This window comes from Sphingobium sp. LB126 (assembly GCF_002795205.1).
Classification (GTDB): Bacteria; Pseudomonadota; Alphaproteobacteria; order Sphingomonadales; family Sphingomonadaceae; genus Sphingobium; species Sphingobium chungbukense.
The window spans coordinates 1959890-1980220 of sequence record NZ_NETV01000001.1 but is presented as its reverse complement, the minus strand read 5'-3'; the positions used below and the strand labels follow the sequence as shown (position 1 = coordinate 1980220).

Genomic DNA, 20331 nt, shown 5'->3' with positions numbered 1-20331 from the left:
AGCCATGGCGCAACACAATAGCCATTTCGCTTTCACCCGGCTGCGGGCGCAGTTCATCAAGGAAGTGCTGAGCATCCTGCGCGACCCGCGCAGCCGCATGGTGGTGCTTGTGCCGCCGCTGTTGCAACTGCTGGTGTTCGCCTTCGCCGCGACGCTGGAAGTGCGCAATGTCGATATCGCCGTTCACAATCAGGATTCGGGGCGCTGGTCCTATGAACTGATCACGCGGCTCGACCGGGCCGACTTCATTACGCAGGTCTATCGCGTGAACGACAGCCAAGAGCTGCGCGATCTTATCGACCAGGGCAAGGTGATCGCGGCGCTCGATATCCAGCCGGACTTTTCGCGCGCAATCGCCACCGGCGACAATGGTCGCGTTCAGATGCTGATCGATGGCCGGCGCAGCAATTCAGGGCAGATCACCGCTTCTTATCTCTCCGCCATCGCTGCCGAGGTTGGCGCGGAAGCAAACGCCGGCAGTGCGCCCGCATCGGCGGTGGCGGTGCGCAACTGGTTCAATCCCAACCTGACCTACCGCTGGTTCATCGTGCCCGGCCTCTCCGGTATCCTGGCGTTCTTCAGCGCGCTGCTCATCACCTCGCTGTCGATCGCGCGGGAGCGCGAACTGGGAACATTCGACCAGTTGCTGGTGTCACCAACCTCCACGCCGGAAATCATTATATCCAAATCCCTGCCCGCTCTGGTCATCGGCACCATGCTCGGTCTTCTGATGATGGCGGCCGCTGCGGGTCCGTTCCAGATTCCGTTCAACGGCTCGTTTGGGCTGCTGTTCGTCAGCCTGGTTCTGTTCATCCTGTCGGTGGTGGGCATCGGCCTGATGATATCCGCGATCAGCGCGCCCCAGCAGCAGGCCATCCTTGGCGCCTTCGCCATCGGCGTGCCATCCGTTCTGATGTCGGGCTTCGCTACCCCGGTCGAGAATATGCCCACGCTGCTGCAATGGCTGGCTCAGGCGATCCCCCTCACCCATTTTCTGATCATCGTGGAAGGCAGCTTTCTGAAAGCAATGTCGCCCGGCGATATTCTTGCGAGCCTTTGGCCATTGGCGCTGATCGCCCTGGTGTCGCTCACCACGGCCACCATCTTCGTTCGAGGACGTCTGCAATGATATTTCCCCCTCATCGACAGTTGCGTCTTGCGGTGGTGCTATTCAGCTGCATTTCGTTGACCGCCTGTGTCGTCGGCCCCGACTATCACGCGCCGCCTTCCGTGGACACGGGCAGCGGCTGGACCCAGGCAGCGGCGGGGGCGTCCGCCCCTGCCGACCTTGTCCGCTGGTGGTCAACGCTGGGCGACCCTGAACTGGAGAGACTGGTCGACACTGCACTGGCGCAAAATCTCGATATCCGTCAGGCAGCGGCGCGGATCGATGAAGCGCGCGCTCTGCGCGATCGGGCCGCTGGTCAGCAACTGCCCGCTGTTTCCGCAGGCGCCAGCGTGAACCGCCGCCGACAAAGCGAGAATGGCCCACTGCCGGTTGGTTCCATTCCGGGACTAGATGCGTCGCAGACAATCTATGATGCCGGCTTCGATGCTGCGTGGGAAGTCGACCTGTTTGGCGCCAATCGCCGGGCGCTGGAAGGCGCCAGCGCGCGGTTGCAGGCGACCCAAGCCGAAGCGCAGGGTGTACGTATGCGGATCGCGGCGGAGGTCGCTCGCACATGGTTCGAGGCGACTGGCGCCGGGGAAGAATTGCTTACGCAGCAGGCGACGGTCGCAACGTTGCAACAGACGCTGGACCTCATGCGCAGCCGTGCCGCTCTCGGCGATGTTTCCCGCGCCGATGTGGACGCAGCCTATGAGCGGTGGGCTGCCGCCAATGCCATGCTACCGGGCATTGCGGCGCGTCAGCGCGGAGCCGTGCTCGGTCTTGGCGTCCTGCTCGGCGCACCCCCGGAACGGGAACTGAAGCTGCTCGATACCGCCGCGCCGGCGCGCGTCCTGCCGGCACTGCCCGTAGGGGAACGCGCCGACATATTGCGTCGCCGCCCCGATGTTCTGGCTGCTGAACGGCGGCTTGCTGCCAGCACCGCTGATATCGGCGTCGCCACCGCGGAGCTTTTCCCCAAGCTGTCCATTGGTGCCGGCGGCGGCTTCCAGGCGCTCAGTCCGGGCGACTGGTTCGATTCGTCCAGCACCCGCTACTCCATCCTGCCGCTCATCTCTTGGCGATTGTTCGACGGCGGCCGTGTGCGCGCGGAGATACGTGTCCGGGAGGCTGCCCAGCGGCAGGCCGCGCTGGGTTATGAGCAGGCCGTGCTGGCGGCACTGGGAGATGCCGAGCGCACCTTGGGCGATTATAATGCAAGCTTGGATACATTGACACGTCATCAAGCGGCGCTGGATGCCTCGCGCCGCAGCTTTGATCATGCTGAAGCGCGCTTTGCCGCAGGCGATATCACGCGAATTGAGCTGCTTGCGGCCCAGCGCCTCCTTCATGAGGCCGAAACCGCAAATCTGCGCGCGCGGACGACAGCCGCTGTGCAGATGGTCGCATTATACAAGGCGATCGGAGGGGGTTGGAACCTGGCCGATACAGCTTTCGCTGCTCCCGGTTCGTGATCCTCGGACGTCCGACAACAGAGGGTGAAGCCACCGTGGTTCGATCACTCCCTGTCGACCGCCGCCCAGATGCTGTGCGAGTCGATTTCGAGCCTGAGTAGCGCCCGGTTTGCTTCGGAGCGGGCATCGATCTCCATGCGGCGCGCGTCATTGGTCTGCCGCTGCGCATAAAGGAGATCGGCCAGGTCGATCTGGCCAAGTTGATAGCCGCGAGCCGTCCTTGCGGCGGCATCGCCGGCGCTGCGGGCGGACGCTTCGGCGTTGGACCAGGCATTGAACCGGGTACGGGCGTTGGAAAGACCAGCATTGGCCATCGCCTCGACGGTGCGTGTCACGGCCGCCAGTTCCATGCGCGCGGCATTGGCCTCGGCCGAGGCCTGGTCGGCCGCCGCACGGCGATAACCGCCGCCCAGCGAGATCGAGGCGACGACACCCGCCCCTGTTTCCGTACCGCCGCGCTCGCTGAACAGGCGGACCCCGAAGGAAGGATCGGCGACGCGGTCGGCGCGAACCCGGCGTGCGGTGACGTCCAGCCGTTGCGCCTCCTTATCGGCGGCACCGATTTCGTGGCTGCGTTCGATCACCAGATCGCGCATGGCTTCCAGCCCATCGGCAGGCAGCACGGGTATCGCCAGCTCCGGCGGCTCGGGCGGAAGTGGAATGTCCGGAAAGGTCGCCACAAGCGTAACGCGCGCCTGTTCGCGTGAGGCGAGCGACGAGGCCGCCTGCGCGCGTGCCTGTGCCAGCGCGGCGGCAGCCTGATCGAGGTCAAGCTGCGCGGCATCCCGCAGCGCCACGCGCCGCGCTACGGCCGCCATCGATGCCTCCAGCCCCCGGACGGTGTCGAGATCGTTGCGATAATGGCTCCCGGCGGCCAGCCAGTCATGCCACAGGCCGGAGAAGACGAGCGCCGTCTGGTGCCGGACATCCTCCATCTGGTTCCGGGCAACCTCAACGCCCAGCGCCCCCGCCTCGCGATCAAGCGCTGCCTTGCCGGGCAGGCGGAAGGGACGGCTGATCGTCGTGTCGAACTCATTGAATCCGCCTTCGCGATCGACGGTGCGGCGTATATAGCTGCCGCTGACGGTCACCTCATGCGGACCTTTTCGCAGCATATCGCCCCGTGCCCGCGCCGCCTCGACGCGGGCAGCGGCTGCGGCAACGCTGGGATGATTGTCCAACGCCTCATTCACCCTGTCGGCGGGCGGCAAATCGGTGCGCTGTGCCAGGGCTGGCGATGCGGCCAGCAGCAGGCCGCAGGCGAGGAGCATGGCCCGCATCAGGCGATCCTTCCATGATCGAGCAGGCAGGTGGTTCGCCAGCGGACCGGCAGGTCGCGCCGAGCCTCCTCCACGGCATGAAGCAGGTCGGGCATCCTGTCCGCGCCGACGATCAGTTCGAGCGTGGCCCGCTTGAGCTCGCCGGACACTTTCTCCGCCGTTCCGGCATCGTCATAATCCTGGCCGCGGACGGATTCCGCGCAGATGTGGATAGGTGCCGGGGACACGGTGCGGATTGCGACCAGCAACGCTTCGGTGTCGCGGACGGCGCAATGGAGGGTGAACAGAAGGTCAGACATTTGCGATTTCCTCAGCGCTTTCGCCGAAGCGCTCGAACAGGATCGGCAGCAGGATCAGCGTCAACAAAGTGGAGGTGATGAGGCCGCCGATCACCACGATCGCCAGCGGCCGCTGAATTTCGGACCCGGGCCCGCTGGCGAACAGCAAGGGCACGAGGCCGAAAGCCGTGATGCTCGCGGTCATCAGCACGGGACGCAGCCGCCGCTGCGCGCCCAGCCGTACCGTCTCGGCCATGCTCAGCCCCTCGGCGCGGAGCTGGCGAAAATGGGCGACTAGAACCAGTCCGTTGAGCACGGCGATGCCGAGCAGCGCGATGAACCCCACCGATGCGGGAACGGAGAGATATTCACCCGACAGCCAGAGCGAGAGCAGCCCGCCGACCATCGCGAACGGGATATTCGCGAGGATGAGCAACGATGCCCTGAGTGAGCGGAGCGTTGCCAGCTGGACGAGAAAGATCAGCGCCAATGCGATCGGGATCACCAGCATCAGCCGCGCCGACGCGCGCTGCTGGTTTTCGAACTGGCCGCCCCAGACGATGCTGTAACCCGCAGGCAGCCTGACCCTGGCAGCGACGGCCGCCTTGGCCTCATCGACATAGCCGACCAGGTCGCGTCCCGAGACGAACGCCTGCACAAGTGCGAAGCGCGAGCCGTTCTCATGGTCGAGTTTCACCGGACCCTGCGTCCGCTCCACCCGCGCCATGTCGCTGACGCGCGCCAGCGTGCCATCGGGTGTGCGCAGTTGCAGATCGGCGAAGCGGGCCGGATCATTGCGGATGCTGTCATCGCCGCGGATCACGATAGGCACGCGCTTCTGCCCATCGGCGACGATCCCTGCGTGGACGCCCTCGACCTGCGCGCGCAGGGCATCCTGCATCTGGTCGATCGGCATTCCGAACCGTCCCGCCGCCGCGCGATCGATATCGAGCTGGAGATAATCCACGCTGTCATTGGCGACCGTCAGCACTTCCGAGGCGCCGTCAATGCCGGACAGCATGTGCTGGACCTGGCCCGCCAGATCGGCGAGCATCTGCGAATCGGGACCGAATATCTTCACCGCGAGATCGCCGCGCGCGCCGGTCAGCATTTCCGAGACACGCATTTCGATCGGTTGGGTGAAGCTGGCTTCGATGCCGGGCAATCCCTCTAGCGCCTTGCGGATTTCCTCGACCACGAAGTCCTTGTCACCCCGCCACTCAGATCGCGGCTTCAACTGGACGAAGCTGTCGGTTTCATTGAGGCCCATGGGGTCGAGGCCGATCTCGTCGGAACCAACGCGGGCGATCACATCCTCCACCTCCGGCACGGTGAGGAGTGCGCGCTGCACGGCCATGTCGCCGGCGACCGACTGGCTGAGGTTGATCGACGGCATCTTGGTGAGCTGGACGATCACCGAGCCCTCGTCCATCGTCGGCATGAAGGTCTTGCCGACGGCGCCATAAGCCAGACCCGCCAGCACCAGCCCGGCGGCGGACAGGCCATAGACCAGACGCTTGCGCGCGAACGCGCCGTCCAGCAGCGCGCGATAGCGCGGGCCAAGCTGGCGCATGATCCACGGATCGCCATGATGGCCGCTCTTGAGACCGAAGGAGGCGAGTACCGGCACAAGCGTCAGTGCGAGCAGCAAGGAGCCGAGCAGTGCAAAGACGATAGTGAGCGCGACCGGCGCGAACAGCTTGCCCTCCAGCCCCTGCAACGACAGCAGCGGAAGGAACACCAGCGCGATGATGACGATCCCCGCCGACACCGGCACGATCACCTCGCTGGTCGCGCGGAACACAAGGTTCAGCCGGGGCGTATCCTCGCCATGCGCGTGCCCCAGCCGCTCGACGACATTTTCGACCACGACCACCGCGCCATCGACCAGCAGCCCGATCGCGATGGCGAGGCCGCCCAGGCTCATCAGATTGGCGGACAGCCCCATGCCGCGCATGAACAGGAAGGTGATGAGCGCCGCCATCGGCAGGGTCACCGCGACGATCGCGGCGGCGCGCCAGTCGCCGAGAAACAGAATCAGCAGCACGACGACCAGCACGGTCGCCTCCAGCAACGCCTTCTCGACCGTGCCGACCGCGCGCTCGATCAGATCGGAGCGGTCGTAGAAGACATGGATTTGCGTGCCTTCGGGCAGGCCACTCTGCATCTCGGCGAGCCGTGTCCGCACGCCATCGACCACCTGGCGGGCGTCCGCGCCGCGCAGCGCGATGACGAGACCCTGCACGGCTTCGGCTTTGCCGCCGCGCGCGACCGCGCCATAACGAGTGAGACTGCCAATGCCGACGGTGGCGACATCGCCGAGCCGGACGATCCGTCCGTCGCGGCTGGCGATGACGAGCGACCCCAGATCCTCGACGGTGCGGATCGCGCCCACCGCGCGGACGATCAGTGCTTCCTCGCCGCTCGCGAGGCGGCCCGCGCCGTCATTGCGGTTGCCGCTTTCGATTGCGGTGCGCAGGTCGGCCACGGAGAGTTTCGCGCTCGCCAGCGCGACGGGATCGGGCCTGACCTCGAACGTGCGGACATAACCGCCCAGCGCGTTGACATCGGCGACGCCGGGCACCGTGCGCAGCGCGGGCCGGATCGTCCAGTCGAGCAGTTCGCGCTTCTGCTGGAGCGACAGCGGCCCTTCGATGGTGAACATGTAGACGTCGGAGAGCGGAGTCGAGATCGGGGCGAGGCCGCCGCTCACCGATGCCGGCAGATCGCCCATGACGCCCGAGAGGCGTTCGGTGACCTGCTGGCGCGCCCAATAGATGTCGGTGCCGTCGGTGAAGTCGATCGTGATGTCGGCAATGGCATATTTGGCGGTCGAGCGCAGGATTGCCTGATGGGGGATGCCGAGCATCTCCGTCTCGATCGGTGTGATGACGCGGCTTTCGACCTCCTCCGGCGTCATGCCGGGGGCCTTGAGGATCAGCTTCACCTGCGTCTGCGCGATGTTCGGGTAAGCATCGACGGGCAAGGTGGTGAAGGCCCAGACGCCAAGCCCCGCTGTGATTGTGGCGAGCACAAGAACAAGCAGGCGGTAAGAAAGCGCCGTGGCGACGAGCGAACGCAGCATGGTGGACCTACTGCGCCGAGGCGAGCGCCTTCAGCGCGCTCGTACCAGAGATCACCACCGGCTCACCTGGGCTGACTCCGGAGAGCAGCACGGTGCGGCCGTTACTGCTCCCCCCGCTTGTGACGGACCGGGCCACGAAGCCGCCGCGCACGGCGACGAACACCGCCGCTTTGCCGCCAATCATGGTGACGGCGGCATCGGGCACGCTCGCCGCGTCCGCTGGCGCGGGGCCAGCGATCACGATGCTGGTGGCCCGGCCCGCGACCATGCCGGGGCCACCGGGGATCTCCGCCTTGAGGCTCGCCGAGCGGGTGGTCGGATCGATCGTCGATCCCACCGCAATGATCCGGCCCACAAGATCGGGAAGCAGCCGCACGCTCATGCCGGGGCGGACTTGTCCAATCAGCCGCTCCGGCAATTGCCCGACCACCTCATAGCGATCCGCCGCGTCGATCACATAGGGCGCGGTGGTGCCGTCGACCGGATTGCCCGCCTGGATCGCGGCACTGGTAACGCGCCCCGCGATGGGGGCGGTGAGCGTATAACAACCGTTGCCGCCATGGCCATTCACCAGCGCCAGGATGCGCGATTTCTCCGAAACGTCGGCGCGTGCCTCGGCAGCGACGGCATTGGCTTCATCCGCGCGAGCGCCGGCGATGATGCCTTCGCGGCTGAGCTGCGACAATCGCGCCGCATTGGCCTGTGCCACGCCGCTGCGCGCATGGGCCCGGCTGAGATCAGCGCCGATCGTCAGCACGTCGCGGCTCGCGATGATGGCGAGCGGCTGCCCGCGTTTCACGCTGTCACCTTCGACCACGAGGGTTCGCACCACCGTACCAGGAAAGGTTGCCGCCACCGCCACACGGGCATTGGCGGGGGGCTGAATCATCGCGGGTATGGTAGCGAGCGGCGCTTCCTCGGCCGCTGTCGCTGGAGCAATGCGGATTCCCATTTGCGTCGCGCGACGGGCATCCACGGCCAGAACCCCGCTTTCAGACCGGGCAGCGCTCTCCGTCGCCGGGAGGTTCGATCCGTTGGGTCGTGCGGCAAGCCACCACAAGCCAGTCAGGATCAAGGCAAGCGTGGCGCCGCCGGAAAGCAGGATCGTTCGTCTGGACATGACGCCCGGCTAAGGAACGTCCCTGACCGAATCCTGACACGATGCTGACGGGAATGGTCAGGGTTCGGGAAAGCGCAGAGCCAATTCGTGCAAGGTAGGATCGGTCGTGAGCGTACCGCCGTGGGCAGCCATGATCCGCTCGACAATGGCAAGGCCGAGGCCTGCGCCGGTCTTGCTCGCATGATCGGCGCGGCGGTGGCGTTGCACGAGGTCGCTGAGCCGATCCGGCGTCAGTCCCGGCCCCTCATCGCGTACCGCCAATATGGCGCCAGGGCCAACCCGGACCTGGATCGTCCCGCCGACAGGGGTAACGCGCGCGGCATTTTCGATCAGGTTGCGTAGGGCCGCGGCGACCGCCTCGCGGCGGATATTCACGATCGGCGGATGATCGCCGGTATCCAGCTCAATTGTCTTGGCGTCGGCGATGATGCCAGGGGCAACGGCTCCAACGACCTGAGTCGCGATCTCGGTGAGAGGCACCGGCTCCAGCGGCGTCTGGGCCGCCGCAGCAGCATCGATCTGCGCCAGCAGCATGAGCTGGTCGATCAGCCGGCGCATCGAGGCGACATCGTTCTTGAGGCGTGCGGCGTCCTCATGATCGAGCCGGTCGAGTTCGAGCGACAAGAGCGCCAGCGGTGTGCGCAGTTCGTGTGCGACATCGGCCGCGAACGCCTCCTGCCGCATTACGGCGTCATCGAGGCGCACGAGCAGATCATTGACGGCATCGGTGAAGGGCAAGGCCTCGGCAGGCATATGCGAGGCGTCAATCCGAAAACCCCGTTCATGCCCGCGCGCCGCTTCGATCTCGGCGGCGGCTTCCTCCAGAGGCAGGAATGCCTGGCGGATCACTCGTTGCACCATGATGGTGACCGGCACCAGCAGCACGACCAGCGGCAGCGCGACATGCTCCAGCATCTCCTTGATCGCGCGTAGTATCGCTGCTTGCGGATCGAGATGGGTGAAGGTGAAGCTGTAAAAGAACGCGACCGCTGCCAGCAGCAGCACGGTGCCGATTAGACCGATCAGACCCAGTCCGCGCCGCAAACGCCGGGAAACCGATCGGCGCCGCGTCATGCCGGGCCGTCCTTCAGCATATAGCCAACACCCCGAACGGTATGGAGCGTGCCCGGCATCGCCGCCTCGTCCAGCTTGCGGCGCAGACGCGAGACAGCGGCTTCCACTGCATTGGGAGTTACCGGATCGTTGAAGCTGTAGAGGGCGTTTTCAATGACATCGCGATGCACCACTGTTCCCGCCCGGCGCATCAGCAGTTCCAGCAAATCGGCCTCGCGGCGGGAGAGATCGACATTGCGATCCGCGATGCTTGCTGAGCGGCTTGCAGTGTCGAAGCAAAGCGTGCCGACTTCAATGACGGGTTGCGTCCTAACGCCAGGGCGGCGCAGGAGGGCGCGGATGCGCGCGGCGAGTTCATCGACCTCGACCGGCTTGACGACATAGTCGTCCGCACCTGCATCGAGGCCGGTGACGCGATCCTCGAGCGCGCCGCGAGCGGTCTGGATGATCGCGGGCGGCATCTGCTGATATTTGCGACGACCGGCGAGCCAGTCGATGCCGTCGCCATCGGGGAGGCCAAGATCGAGCACGATCGCGTCATATTGCGCGCCGGCCATTGCGTCGTCGGCTTGGGCAAGATCCAGCGCGATGTCGCACACGAAGCCTCGGCGTCGGAGGCCGTCGGCGATCAGTGCCGCCATCCGGTCATTATCTTCGACGACGAGCAGGCGCATGTCTTTTGAGGGCTTTCCCATGTGGGTGATGAAGGTGGGCCATAGCGTCTTCTATCAGGTCATCCCCGCAAGTCGTTAGTCGCGTTCGCCAGGGACGCCATGATGCGCCTCGCGGTGCTGAGGCGAGAAGGCCATCGGCTCCATCTTGAGAATCGCGATACTTGTCAGGACGATCGCCACGACTCCCAGCAGCATCGCAAAGATGCCCGGTGCCCGCGCGTCCTGCGCTCCGGGATGGAGGGCGCGTTTCTTGCGGCCGCCGATCATGGCGCGAACCAGATTCTCGCGGGTAACCGCCGACATCAGCAACACAGCACCGACATGGATGCCGATGAGGGCGAGCAGGCCATAGGCAAGGGCTTCGTGGAGATCCTCGTCCATACCACCTGCCGCGACGGCAATCCCGCTCCATAGAACGACCCCTGTGAGGCCGATAAGAGCGATCACTGCGATCGCGCCCAAGGGATTGTGCCCGATGGCGCGCTCGGGTCGGCCCGCCAGTAGTTCGCGGATGTGCCCGGCGATCGCTGAGGGTCTGATGAAATCCACAAAGCGGGCGTGCTCGCCGCCGACCAAGCCCCAGATCAGTCGGAAAGCGATCAACACCGCCGCGCTCCATCCTGCCACCATGTGCCAGGCCGCGATCGGGCTATCGCTTTCGGACGACAGGAAGGCGATCGTGATTGCCGCAACCAGCAGCCAGTGGAACAGCCGCAGCGGGGCATCCCAAACCTTGAATGTCTCTGCGCGATCAGAATGTGCCATGATGATCACCTTTCCAGGCGATGAGCTAGGAGCATAGGCTGACCGAATCCTGACGACATTTGGCGGGATATCTACACGACCGTTCCGAACAGCCGTCCGATACCGGCGGTCGCCGCCAGCGCCAGCGCCCCCCAGAAGGTGACCCGCAGCACCGATCGCGTGGGCGGCGCGCCTCCGGTCCAGGCCCCAAGCGCACCGAGAATGGCCAGAAACAACAGAGTTGCGACCACCTCGATCGGCACAAGGTTGGCTTGCGGCGCGATGGAGACGAGAAGCAGCGGCATGAGCGCGCCAGCGCTGAAGGTCAGCGCCGAAGTCAAAGCGGCCTGGAGCGGGCGCGCGCTCACCACCTCGGAAATCCCCAGCTCATCGCGCGCGTGGGCGCTTAGCGCATCGTGGGCCATAAGCTGATCAGCGACCTGCAGGGCCAGATTCTCGTCTAACCCGCGCGCGACATAGATGTCTGTCAACTCCTGGCGTTCGAAATCAGGCTGATCGACAAGTTCACCCGTCTCGCGTGCGAGATCGGCCTTCTCCGTATCAGCCTGAGAGCTGACAGAAACATATTCGCCGGCGGCCATCGACATGGCGCCCGCCACCAGCGCGGCGGTGCCCGCCACATAAATGCTGGTCTTGTCGGCTCCAGAAGCCGCGACGCCGACGATCAGGCTCGCGGTAGAGACGATGCCGTCATTGGCGCCCAGCACTGCCGCGCGCAGCCAGCCGATGCGGGACACCGCATGGCGCTCAGGATGGGCTCTCAATCGGCTCATATGCCCCTCATGGAAAGCAGCAACCTCGTCAACCTTTGCTGACAAAACCCTGACGACGAGTATATTGCATCTCTCTCACCCATCTTGGCTTATCGCTCATCTATTTGTTATTTCAGGATGATTATGACGTCCTGCCTCACCCTTTTTCTGGCTGTCTTGGGGGGTGGTTGCCGCAGAAACAGAAGCGCAATCTTGCCGCTGCGGGTGAGGCTCCGGTGGCGCGGCAGAGCAACATAATTCTTGGTCTGGGGCTGTTTGCTCTTTCGTCGCTGCCTTTCGCGCAATTGTTTGCCGCGGCGGGGCTGGCGCGTGTGCGCCTGCTGAATTTTACCGCAGCGTTCTTTGCGGGAGGTCTCGTTTCCTATTCCCTCTACGCAGCAAGCGCCAAGGAGGGGTTGCGCGGAACGAGCCTCGGCGACGCTTTTGCGAGCACGTTGAAAAGCTCATGTGGTATCGCTCTGCAAATCGGGATGATTCTCCTTCTGATACGGTTCATGCAAATTGATTGGAGCCGGTTCCTGCCCAGGACTGCTGATCAGGCTACGTCGAAAACATAGAATTGAACAATGCTCGCCGTTCGTTGCACGAGGACGTAGGTTCTGCCCACGAAACTCAGATTCGATCTTTCTCAAATTGATCGAAGGCTTCGGCGGCCTGTGCGGCATACATGAGGCTGGGACCGGCGCCCATGTAGAGTGCCATCCCCATCGTCTCCATTACCTCGTCGCGAGTGGCGCCCTATTTGACTGCCGTCTTGGCATGGAAAAGCTACACAGCCATTGCAGCGTATTGCCACGGAGATTGCGAGGGCGATGAGCTCCTTTTGGACCAATCCTTGTGCAAAGTGTCTCCCGTGCGAAAATTCAGCGCCCGAGGAGGGCGAGCAGCCGGTAGGCTGCAACGATGCGATCGCCTTGCGCCCGGGCCTCGCTCACGGCGGCCGCGATGGCTTCGCGTTCGGCATCAAGCAGATCGAGCTGCGGCTTCATGCCGACGCGGACCTCATGGCGAACGCTGTCCCGTGCCTGCGCAGCGGCAAGGGCTTGTTGACCAGCGGCGGTTTCGACCAGCACGGCGGATCGAACGCCCTGAAAGGCGCTGATCGTCTGTTCATCGACGGCGGACCGCGCCGCACGCTCGCGCGCATCGGCAGCTCTAACCGCGCTGTCGGTTTCGGTGATCTTCGCCGAGACGCGCCCACCGGAGAATAATTGCCAGCGCGCCCGCACGCCGACCGTGGCGCCGTCGGCACGATAGTCGGGGAAGAACTGGTCGCGGATCGTGGAGCCTTCCGCGAATGCCCCGACCGTGGGCAAGCGTTCCGCTCGCGCGCCTCTCGCGCCAGCGCGCGCGGCCTCCAATGCGGCTTCGGCCTGGGCGAGAGCAGGGTTGTTCGCCCGCGCAATGTCGAGCGCTTCATCGAGCGATCCCGGCATGGCCGGGTTTGCCGGAAGGGGCTGCAAATCCTGCGGCGCCAGGCCGGTCAGATTGGTGAACCGCGCATCGGCCGAGACGGCAACGCCGCGCGCAGCTTCAAGCGCGGCCTGGGCTTCGGCAAGACGGGCCGCGGCCTGGGCGACATCGGTGCTGGGGCTTTCCCCGGCCTTGAAGCGAAGTCGAGCCTGGCGCTGGATCTCCTCCATCTGGCCGACCATCTGTTCGTAGAGCACGACCATGCGGTGCGTGGTCAGCACGTCCCCATAGGCCTGGACCGTCGCGACGACGATTTGGCTTCGCGTCATGCTTTCGCCCGCGTGCGCGGCCTCGCTCCCGGCTTTCGCCTGCGCGATCCCGGCGCTGACCCTGCCGCCCATGAACAAAGGTTGCTCGATGGTGAGCTGCGCAGCGCGGGGGGTGACGTTCGCAGCCGGAAGCCCGAAATAGCCCTGCGGATCGAGGCGGCCATAGCCGATCGTCCCGCTCAGCGTCGCGCTGGGAAGGCCCTGGCCTCTGGCTTCCTTGATCCGGGCATCGGCGGCATCCGCGTCAGCACGGGCCGCTTCTATTTCGGGCGCATGGTTCATGGCGGCCGCGATCGCCTCTTCCAGCGTCGTCGCCTGGGCCGGCATGGCGACGCTCGCGAGCAGGCAGGCCAAGAGGGGGCGGGGGAGCGCCCTCTTGCGGATCATTTGAAGGCGGTCCCCGGACGGACGCCCAGCGCCTTGAATACCATCGCGGCGGGGCAGAAGCCGGTGAAGCTGGCCTGTATCATGTTGAGGCCGGCGAAAGCGGTGAGCGCGATCCACCACGGATGCACGGTCAGCGACAGGACGACACCCAGCAACACGACACATCCGGCGAACGCCATCACGGCACGATCGAGAGTCATCTTTGCACTCCTTCGCTAAATGACGATCAGAAACGCAGCTTGCGGATGCCCATGACGTGCATCGCCAGCTTTTCGTAGAAAGGCTCGCTCTCGCCCTTGCGGACTTTGCGCAGGAAATATTTCTCGAAGCCGATCTTGGCCAAATGGACCCACTTGCCGCTGGATGCCCAATTGACGTTGCGCGGCGGAATCTGGGGCTGGGCGACGAAAGCCACGCCGCCATCGCCGAAGTCGGCAAGGCAGACGGCGTTCCATGTCGCTTCGGCGGTCGGCTCCCTGCCCTCGAGGATCAAAGCGAGGTTGGCGGCGATCGCCGTCACCATGGATTCGATCATGAAGCCGGTCTTGGGCACGCCCACCGGCACCGGGGTCGGTCCGGTCGGCGGAATGGCGACGCAAACACCGAGCGCGAATATTTCCGGAAACGCCGGATTGCGCTGGTGCTTGTCGATGATGATGAAGCCGCGGGGATTAGTCAGCCCCTCGATATTGCTGACCGCGGGAACGCCGCGGAAGGCCGGGAGCATCATCGAATAGCCGAAGGGCAGATCATGCGCCTTCTTGACCGAGCCATCATCGTTCACTTCCTCGACGTGCATGAGGCCGGCGTCGACCTTGGCGACGCGCGCATTGGTGATCCATTTGATATGACGGTCGCGCAGCTCGCTTTCGAGCAGGCTCTTGGTGTCGCCGACGCCATCGAGGCCGAGATGTCCGATATAGGGTTCGGCGGTGACGAAGGTCATCGGCACCTTGTCACGGATCTTGCGCCGGCGCAGCTCGGTGTCGAGGATCAGCGCAAATTCATAGGCCGGGCCGTAGCAGGACGCGCCCTGGACCGCGCCGACGACGATCGGGCCGGGATTTTCCACGAAGGCGTCGAAGGCATCGGCCGCGTCGGCGGCATGTGCGGTCTGACAGACGGAGACGGTATGGCCTTGCGGCCCCAGCCCTTCGATCTCGTTAAAGGCCAGATCGGGGCCGGTCGCGATTACAAGATAATCGTAAGTGATTGATGTTCCGTCATTGAGTTCGAGTCGCTTTTCGCTCGCATGGAGTCGCTTGGCGCCGACCGAGGTAAAGCCGATCTTCTTTTTCGCGAACACCGGGGGGAGATGGACCTGAATCGCCTCCGGCTCGCGCCAGCGCACGGCGACCCACGGATTGGAGGGGATGAAGCTATAGGTATCCGTGTCGGATACGGTCATCACATCGGCGCGGCCTTTGACGGCGGCCTTGATCTCATAGGAGGCGATCGTGCCTCCCAGACCTGCGCCCAATACCACGATCAACGGCTTGCCCATCTGCGATCCTTCCTCATTCAATGACATTGACTAATATAATCATTACACGTTATATGCAATCCACAAATTGAAAGAGGCAACCATGTTCGGATTCAAGAAACGTGATGCTCACCGCGAGATCGGCCCCGCCGAGCTGGACGCCATGCTGAAGGACGGCAAAGCGCTGCTGATCGACGTGCGCGAGGCCGGCGAGTTTGCGACCGGCCACATCGCAGGCGCAGTAAACATGCCGCTGTCGGGCTTTTCACCTCGTAACATCCCTGATCCCGAAGGACGGACGGTCGTGCTGCAATGCGCGGGCGGGCGGCGTTCCGGGCAGGCGCTCGACCAGTGCGCGCAGGCCCAGAGCGCGATCGACACGCATCTCGCCGGCGGCATCGGCGCATGGAAAGACGCCGGTTTGCCGGTGCTCGGCGGCTAAGGGCGAAAGAGGGGAATGAGCGGCATGATGAGCGGCAGGGGCAAGTGGCTCTGGTTGGCAAGCGCCGCGTTGGCGTTATCGGCGTGCGGCAGTCAGCCGGAGCAGGACGAGGCGTCGGCGACATTGCCCGCAGGCGACATGGTGCGACTCGTCCCCAAGGAGATCGCGGATATGAAGGCAGTTGGTGCGGAGATCGCCACCCGCGACCAGGCCGAAGTCCTCGCCCGCATCCCCGGCATATTGACCTCCCTTTCGGTGCGCGCCGGGGATACGGTGCAGAAGGGCCAGCGCATCGGCATGATCGTCGACTCGCGGCTTGGCTACGAGACGAGCGCCTACGGTGCGCAGGCGGCCGCCGCTCAGGCGGAAGCGGCGCGTGCCAATGCGGACCTCGCGCGCATCCGCGACCTCTACAACAACGGCGTCTATGCGAAGGCGCGTCTGGATCAGGCCGTCGCCGCCGCCCGCGCGGCCGACGCGCAGGTTGCCGCAGCGCGGGCGCAGCAGGGCGCCAGTGCCAGCGTCGCGGGGCAGGGGGCGGTGATCGCCCCGGCAAGCGGGCGTGTGCTGCGCGCCGATATTCCCGCAGGCGCGCCGGTCGCGCCGGGCATGTCGATCGCGACCGTCACCGCAGGCCCGCCCGTCCTACGCTTGATGCTGCCAGAATCCGTTGCCGGACAGATCCGACCCGGCGCGCGCGTGATCGTTGACGATCCAGCATTGAATGATGGCGGACAAAATAATGCAGGGGTGCCTTCTGGGTCGCGCCAGGGCAGCGTGACGCAGGTCTATCCTGCGATCACCGGAGGCCAGGTTCGTGTCGATGCGACGCTGCCTGGCCTCTCAACGCAATTCGTCGGCCGCCGCGTGAGCGCATCGGTCGAGATCGGCACGCGCAAGGCACTGGTGGTGCCGCGCACATTCGTCACCACGCGCTACGGGATAGATCAGGTTCAGGTTGTGAGCGAAGGCAAGCGGCTTAGCATGGTGCCGGTCCAGATCGCGCCGACGGCCGACCCCGCCATGGTCGAGATCTTGAGCGGTGTGTCTGCCGGCGACACGTTGTTCTCCCCCGGCAAGCCCAAGGCTACGCGCCCATGAATCTCGGCATTTCCGGTCGCCTCACCAGGGCCACCATTGCCTCGCCCTTGACGCCGCTGTTTCTCCTCGCGGCGATCGCCGTTGGTCTGCTGGCTCTTCTTTCCATCCCCCGGGAGGAGGAGCCGCAGATCAGCGTGCCGATGGTGGACATTCAGGTGATGGCCCCAGGCCTCTCCGCCGCCGACGCGACCGAACTGGTCGGCATCCCATTGGAGACGATCGTCAAGAGCGTAGATGGCGTGGAGCATGTCTATACGCAGGCGCAAGACGACGGGGTGATGGTGACGGCCCGCTTCCTCGTCGGATCGAACCCCGAGGACGCGGCGATCCGGATCGAGGAAAAGCTGCGCGCCAATTGGGACAGGAAGCCCGTCGGCATCCCCGATCCCAAGGTGACGGTGCGCGGCATCAATGATGTGCCGGCTGTCGTCCTGACCCTTACACCCAAGCCCGGAGCCGCAGGCCAGTGGAACGACGCGAGCCTCTACGAGCTGGCCTTCAAGCTGCGCACCGAGATCGCCAAGGTCGATAATGTCGGCATCAGCTTCCTTGTCGGCGGACGCCCCGAGGAAATCCGCATCGCGCCCGATCCGACGAAGCTGCGCCAATATGGCGTGCCGCTGGGCAGCGTGATCGAGGCCGCGAGCCAGGCCAATCGCAGCTTCCCGCTGGGCAATATCCGCGAGGATGGCAAGGCGGTCGGCGTGACCGCGGGCCGCACGCTGTCGTCGGCGCAGGAAGTGGGATTGCTTACCGTGCGGTCCGGCGCTGGCGCCCCTGTCTATCTGCGCGACGTTGCCAGCGTCACGCAGGGGCCGCGCGAGGATCAGGCCCGCGCGTGGCGCTGGTCGAAGTCGGACAATGGGGCCGAGAACGGCAAATGGCATTCCGCGCCTGCCGTCAGCATCGCTTTCGCCAAGCGGGCCGGGGCCAATGCCGTTGTCGTTTCCGACGCCATCCTTGAGCGCGTCGACAGCCTGAAAGGCAAGCTGATCCCCGATGACGTCACGGTCGCGGTCACGCGCAACTATGGCGAGACGGCGAACGAGAAGGCAAACGAGCTGCTGTTCCATCTGGCGCTGGCGACCGTTTCGATCGTGGTGCTGATCGGCTTCGCGATCGGGTGGCGCGAGGCCGGTGTGACCGCCGTGGTCATCCCGACGACGATCCTGCTCACCATGTTCGCGTCGAACTTGATGGGCTACACGATCAACCGCGTCAGCCTGTTCGCGCTCATCTTCTCCATCGGCATCCTCGTGGACGACGCGATCGTCATGATCGAGAATATCGCCCGCCATTGGGCGATGGACGATGACCGCAGCCGCGCCCAGGCGGCGATCGAGGCGGTGGCCGAAGTCGGCAATCCGACCGTGGTCGCCACCTTGACCGTGGTCGCGGCGCTGCTTCCGATGCTGTTCGTGTCGGGATTGATGGGGCCGTATATGGCGCCGATCCCGGTCAACGCTTCGGCCGCGATGATCTTCTCGTTCTTCGTCGCGGTCGTGATCGCGCCGTGGCTGATGATCCGCTTTGCCCGCAAGACGCTGGCAGCGGGCCACGGCCACGATGAAAGCGGCGGCAAGCTGGGGCAGCTCTATGCCCGCGTCGCGCATCGCGTGATCGACACACGCACGTCCGCGCGCAACTTCCTGATCGGCGTCGGTGTGGCGACGCTGGTCGCCTGTTCGATGTTCTACTTCAAGGCTGTGACCGTGAAGCTACTTCCCTTCGACAACAAGTCGGAGGTTCAGGTGGTGGTCGACATGCCGGAAGGCACCGCGCTCGAAAATACGGGCCGCGTGCTGGAAGACGTTGCCGGCATCGTGCGCGGCCTGCCCGAAGCAACGTCTATGGAGGCCTATGTCGGCACATCGGCGCCGTTCAACTTCAACGGCCTTGTCCGGCACTATTTCCTGCGTTCGCAGCCCGAACAGGGCGACGTCATGGTGACGCTGCTGCCCAAGGGCGAGCGCAGCCGGTCGAGCCACCAGATCGCGCTTGACCTGCGCCAGCGGTTGAAGGCGCTGAAGCTCCCTGAAACCGCGTCGATCAAGGTGGTCGAGACGCCTCCGGGGCCGCCCGTGCTCGCGACCTTGCTCGCCGAGGTCTATGGCCCCGATGCGGCCACGCGCGAAAAAACGGCGACGGAGCTTGAGAAAATTTTCAAATCCGTCCCCTTCATCGTCGACGTCGACAACAGTTTTGGAACGCCGCGGCCCAAGTTGCGTCTCGACATCCAGCGCGACCGCATCGACTATTATGGCCTCTCGCAGCGCCAGATCGCCGACAGCATCGGAATGCTCATGGGGAGCCAGACGGTCGGCTATGCGCCGCGCGGCGATGGCCGCACGCCGCTTCCGATCACCATCGCGCTCGAACAGAAGGACCGGAGCTGGACGCAGGCCTTGTCGAGCACACCCGTCGCGCAAACGCCGGGCGGCCAGCTCATCGACCTGGGCGCGGTCGTCGATGCTCGCACCGAGACGGGAAGCCCCGCCATCTTCCGCCGCGATGGTCGCTATGCCGACATGGTGACGGCCGAGCTTGCCGGGGCCTATGAAGCGCCGATCTACGGCATGTTGGCCGTCGATCGCGCCGTGGACGACCATGATTGGGCGGCCCAGGGGCTGGTGAAGCCGCAAATCCGCCTCAATGGGCAACCCGAGGATGAAAGCGTGCCGTCGATGCTCTGGGACGGCGAATGGGAGATCACCTGGGTCACATTCCGCGACATGGGCGGGGCCTTCATGGTCGCCTTGCTGGGGATCTACATACTCGTCGTCGCGCAGTTCAGGAGCTTCCGCCTGCCGCTGGTCATCTTGACTCCGGTGCCGCTGACCCTTGTCGGCATCGTCATCGGGCATATGCTGTTCCGCGCGCCGTTCACCGCGACGTCGATGATCGGCTTCATCGCGCTCGCCGGCATCATCGTGCGAAACTCTATCCTGCTGGTCGACTTCATCAGGCATTCGGCAACGCCCGACAAATCCCTGCGCGATGTCCTGCTCGAAGCGGGAACGATCCGGTTCAAGCCGATCGTCCTCACCGCCGCCGCGGCAATGATCGGCGCGGCCGTCATCCTGACCGACCCGATCTTTCAGGGGCTCGCTATTTCGCTGCTGTTCGGCCTTGCGTCCTCGACGCTGCTGACCGTGCTGGTTATTCCGGCCATTTACATTGTGCTCCGAGATGATGGGAAGCCTGCAACCAGATGATGCCGCTCGATACGCCCTTCGCGCTCCTCGCTCAGCACGCCGCCCAAGCGGCGAGCGTGCTGAAGCTGCTCGCCAATGAACAGCGCTTGCTGATTCTGTGCCGGTTGACGCAGGGTGAATTTGCCGTTGGGCAGATGGTGGAGCTGTGCGAGCAATCGCAGTCCAGCGTTTCGCAGCACCTTGGAAAGCTGCGTGAAGGTGGCCTAGTCAAGACCCGCCGAGACGGCACGACCATCTACTACAGCCTTGCCGACGAGGACGTTCGCAAGCTGATCGACATGCTGTGCGACCGCTTCGGGCCGGCTGCTGGGCAGTCCTGAGAAATCCCG

18 protein-coding genes and 1 pseudogene are annotated in these 20331 nt (G+C 64.8%); 7 read left to right on the top strand and 12 right to left on the bottom strand.

Annotated elements, in window-relative coordinates:
• Positions 1–4: 4 nt before the first annotated feature.
• Together CAF53_RS09645 and CAF53_RS09640 are read left to right on the top strand one after the other, a co-directional pair.
• Entirely contained in the window at positions 5–1129 is a 1125-nt protein-coding gene (locus tag CAF53_RS09645) for an ABC transporter permease (protein WP_100237962.1), read from the top strand.
• On the top strand, positions 1126–2583 hold the full coding sequence (locus tag CAF53_RS09640) for an efflux transporter outer membrane subunit (RefSeq protein WP_012049894.1): 1458 nt from the start codon (positions 1126–1128) through the stop codon (positions 2581–2583). Before CAF53_RS09645 ends, CAF53_RS09640 begins: the two co-directional genes overlap by 4 nt.
• A gap of 44 nt (positions 2584–2627) precedes the next feature.
• Here the strand turns inward: CAF53_RS09640 and CAF53_RS09635 are convergent, their stop codons facing one another.
• The 8 genes from CAF53_RS09635 to CAF53_RS09600 all read right to left on the bottom strand — a co-directional run bounded on the left by CAF53_RS09635 (position 2628) and on the right by CAF53_RS09600 (position 11632).
• Positions 2628–3863 carry a TolC family protein gene (locus CAF53_RS09635; RefSeq protein ID WP_016747683.1) on the bottom strand — a complete coding sequence of 412 codons (1236 nt, stop codon included), beginning with the start codon at positions 3861–3863 and terminating at the stop codon, positions 2628–2630.
• Positions 3863–4162, bottom strand: coding sequence for a DUF3240 family protein (locus CAF53_RS09630; RefSeq protein WP_016747684.1), 300 nt, complete (start codon positions 4160–4162; stop codon positions 3863–3865). Before CAF53_RS09630 ends, CAF53_RS09635 begins: the two co-directional genes overlap by 1 nt.
• Positions 4155–7226: a CusA/CzcA family heavy metal efflux RND transporter gene (locus tag CAF53_RS09625; RefSeq protein ID WP_016747685.1), complete on the bottom strand. Its 3072-nt coding sequence runs from the start codon at positions 7224–7226 to the stop codon at positions 4155–4157. The genes CAF53_RS09630 and CAF53_RS09625 overlap by 8 nt, the downstream gene beginning before the upstream one ends.
• 7 nt (positions 7227–7233) lie before the next feature.
• Complete coding sequence (locus tag CAF53_RS09620; RefSeq protein WP_100237961.1) at positions 7234–8346, bottom strand: efflux RND transporter periplasmic adaptor subunit; 1113 nt, start codon at positions 8344–8346, stop codon at positions 7234–7236.
• 57 nt (positions 8347–8403) lie between these two features.
• Positions 8404–9420 carry an ATP-binding protein gene (locus CAF53_RS09615; protein ID WP_012049899.1) on the bottom strand — a complete coding sequence of 339 codons (1017 nt, stop codon included), beginning with the start codon at positions 9418–9420 and terminating at the stop codon, positions 8404–8406.
• Positions 9417–10094, bottom strand: coding sequence for a response regulator transcription factor (locus tag CAF53_RS09610; RefSeq protein ID WP_029549116.1), 678 nt, complete (start codon positions 10092–10094; stop codon positions 9417–9419). The genes CAF53_RS09615 and CAF53_RS09610 overlap by 4 nt, the downstream gene beginning before the upstream one ends.
• A gap of 75 nt (positions 10095–10169) precedes the next feature.
• On the bottom strand, positions 10170–10859 hold the full coding sequence (locus CAF53_RS09605; RefSeq protein ID WP_012049901.1) for a cytochrome b/b6 domain-containing protein: 690 nt from the start codon (positions 10857–10859) through the stop codon (positions 10170–10172).
• A gap of 71 nt (positions 10860–10930) precedes the next feature.
• A complete protein-coding gene (locus CAF53_RS09600; RefSeq protein WP_012049902.1) occupies positions 10931–11632 on the bottom strand; it encodes a VIT family protein in 702 nt (233 codons plus the stop codon).
• A 167-nt stretch (positions 11633–11799) separates the two neighbouring features.
• Here CAF53_RS09600 and CAF53_RS09595 point away from each other — a divergent pair, with 167 nt between their 5' ends.
• On the top strand, positions 11800–12189 hold the full coding sequence (locus tag CAF53_RS09595; protein WP_146001582.1) for a hypothetical protein: 390 nt from the start codon (positions 11800–11802) through the stop codon (positions 12187–12189).
• 55 nt (positions 12190–12244) lie between these two features.
• Here CAF53_RS09595 and CAF53_RS09590 read toward each other — a convergent pair.
• The 4 genes and pseudogenes from CAF53_RS09590 to CAF53_RS09575 form a co-directional block, all read right to left on the bottom strand.
• Positions 12245–12455: pseudogene (locus CAF53_RS09590) on the bottom strand (carboxymuconolactone decarboxylase family protein); the annotation flags it as partial.
• A 40-nt stretch (positions 12456–12495) separates the two neighbouring features.
• The gene (locus CAF53_RS09585) at positions 12496–13761 is read right to left on the bottom strand and encodes a TolC family outer membrane protein (protein ID WP_012049904.1); all 1266 of its coding nucleotides are present in this window, start codon (positions 13759–13761) and stop codon (positions 12496–12498) included.
• Positions 13758–13961: a DUF2892 domain-containing protein gene (locus CAF53_RS09580; protein WP_012049905.1), complete on the bottom strand. Its 204-nt coding sequence runs from the start codon at positions 13959–13961 to the stop codon at positions 13758–13760. The genes CAF53_RS09585 and CAF53_RS09580 overlap by 4 nt, the downstream gene beginning before the upstream one ends.
• A 26-nt stretch (positions 13962–13987) precedes the next feature.
• The gene (locus CAF53_RS09575) at positions 13988–15265 is read right to left on the bottom strand and encodes an FAD/NAD(P)-binding oxidoreductase (protein WP_029549117.1); all 1278 of its coding nucleotides are present in this window, start codon (positions 15263–15265) and stop codon (positions 13988–13990) included.
• A gap of 82 nt (positions 15266–15347) precedes the next feature.
• On the opposite strand from CAF53_RS09575, the gene CAF53_RS09570 reads away from it, so the two are divergent.
• The 4 genes from CAF53_RS09570 to CAF53_RS09555 are packed head-to-tail and all read left to right on the top strand — an operon-like array spanning position 15348 to position 20322.
• Positions 15348–15686, top strand: coding sequence for a rhodanese-like domain-containing protein (locus CAF53_RS09570; protein WP_012049907.1), 339 nt, complete (start codon positions 15348–15350; stop codon positions 15684–15686).
• A 24-nt stretch (positions 15687–15710) separates the two neighbouring features.
• On the top strand, positions 15711–16787 hold the full coding sequence (locus CAF53_RS09565) for an efflux RND transporter periplasmic adaptor subunit (protein WP_029549118.1): 1077 nt from the start codon (positions 15711–15713) through the stop codon (positions 16785–16787).
• Positions 16784–20002 (top strand): efflux RND transporter permease subunit, encoded by a 3219-nt coding sequence (locus CAF53_RS09560; RefSeq protein WP_012049909.1) that lies wholly within the window; start codon positions 16784–16786, stop codon positions 20000–20002. The genes CAF53_RS09565 and CAF53_RS09560 overlap by 4 nt, the downstream gene beginning before the upstream one ends.
• Positions 19999–20322: a metalloregulator ArsR/SmtB family transcription factor gene (locus tag CAF53_RS09555; protein ID WP_012049910.1), complete on the top strand. Its 324-nt coding sequence runs from the start codon at positions 19999–20001 to the stop codon at positions 20320–20322. The genes CAF53_RS09560 and CAF53_RS09555 overlap by 4 nt, the downstream gene beginning before the upstream one ends.
• The last annotated feature ends 9 nt before the right edge of the window (positions 20323–20331 follow it).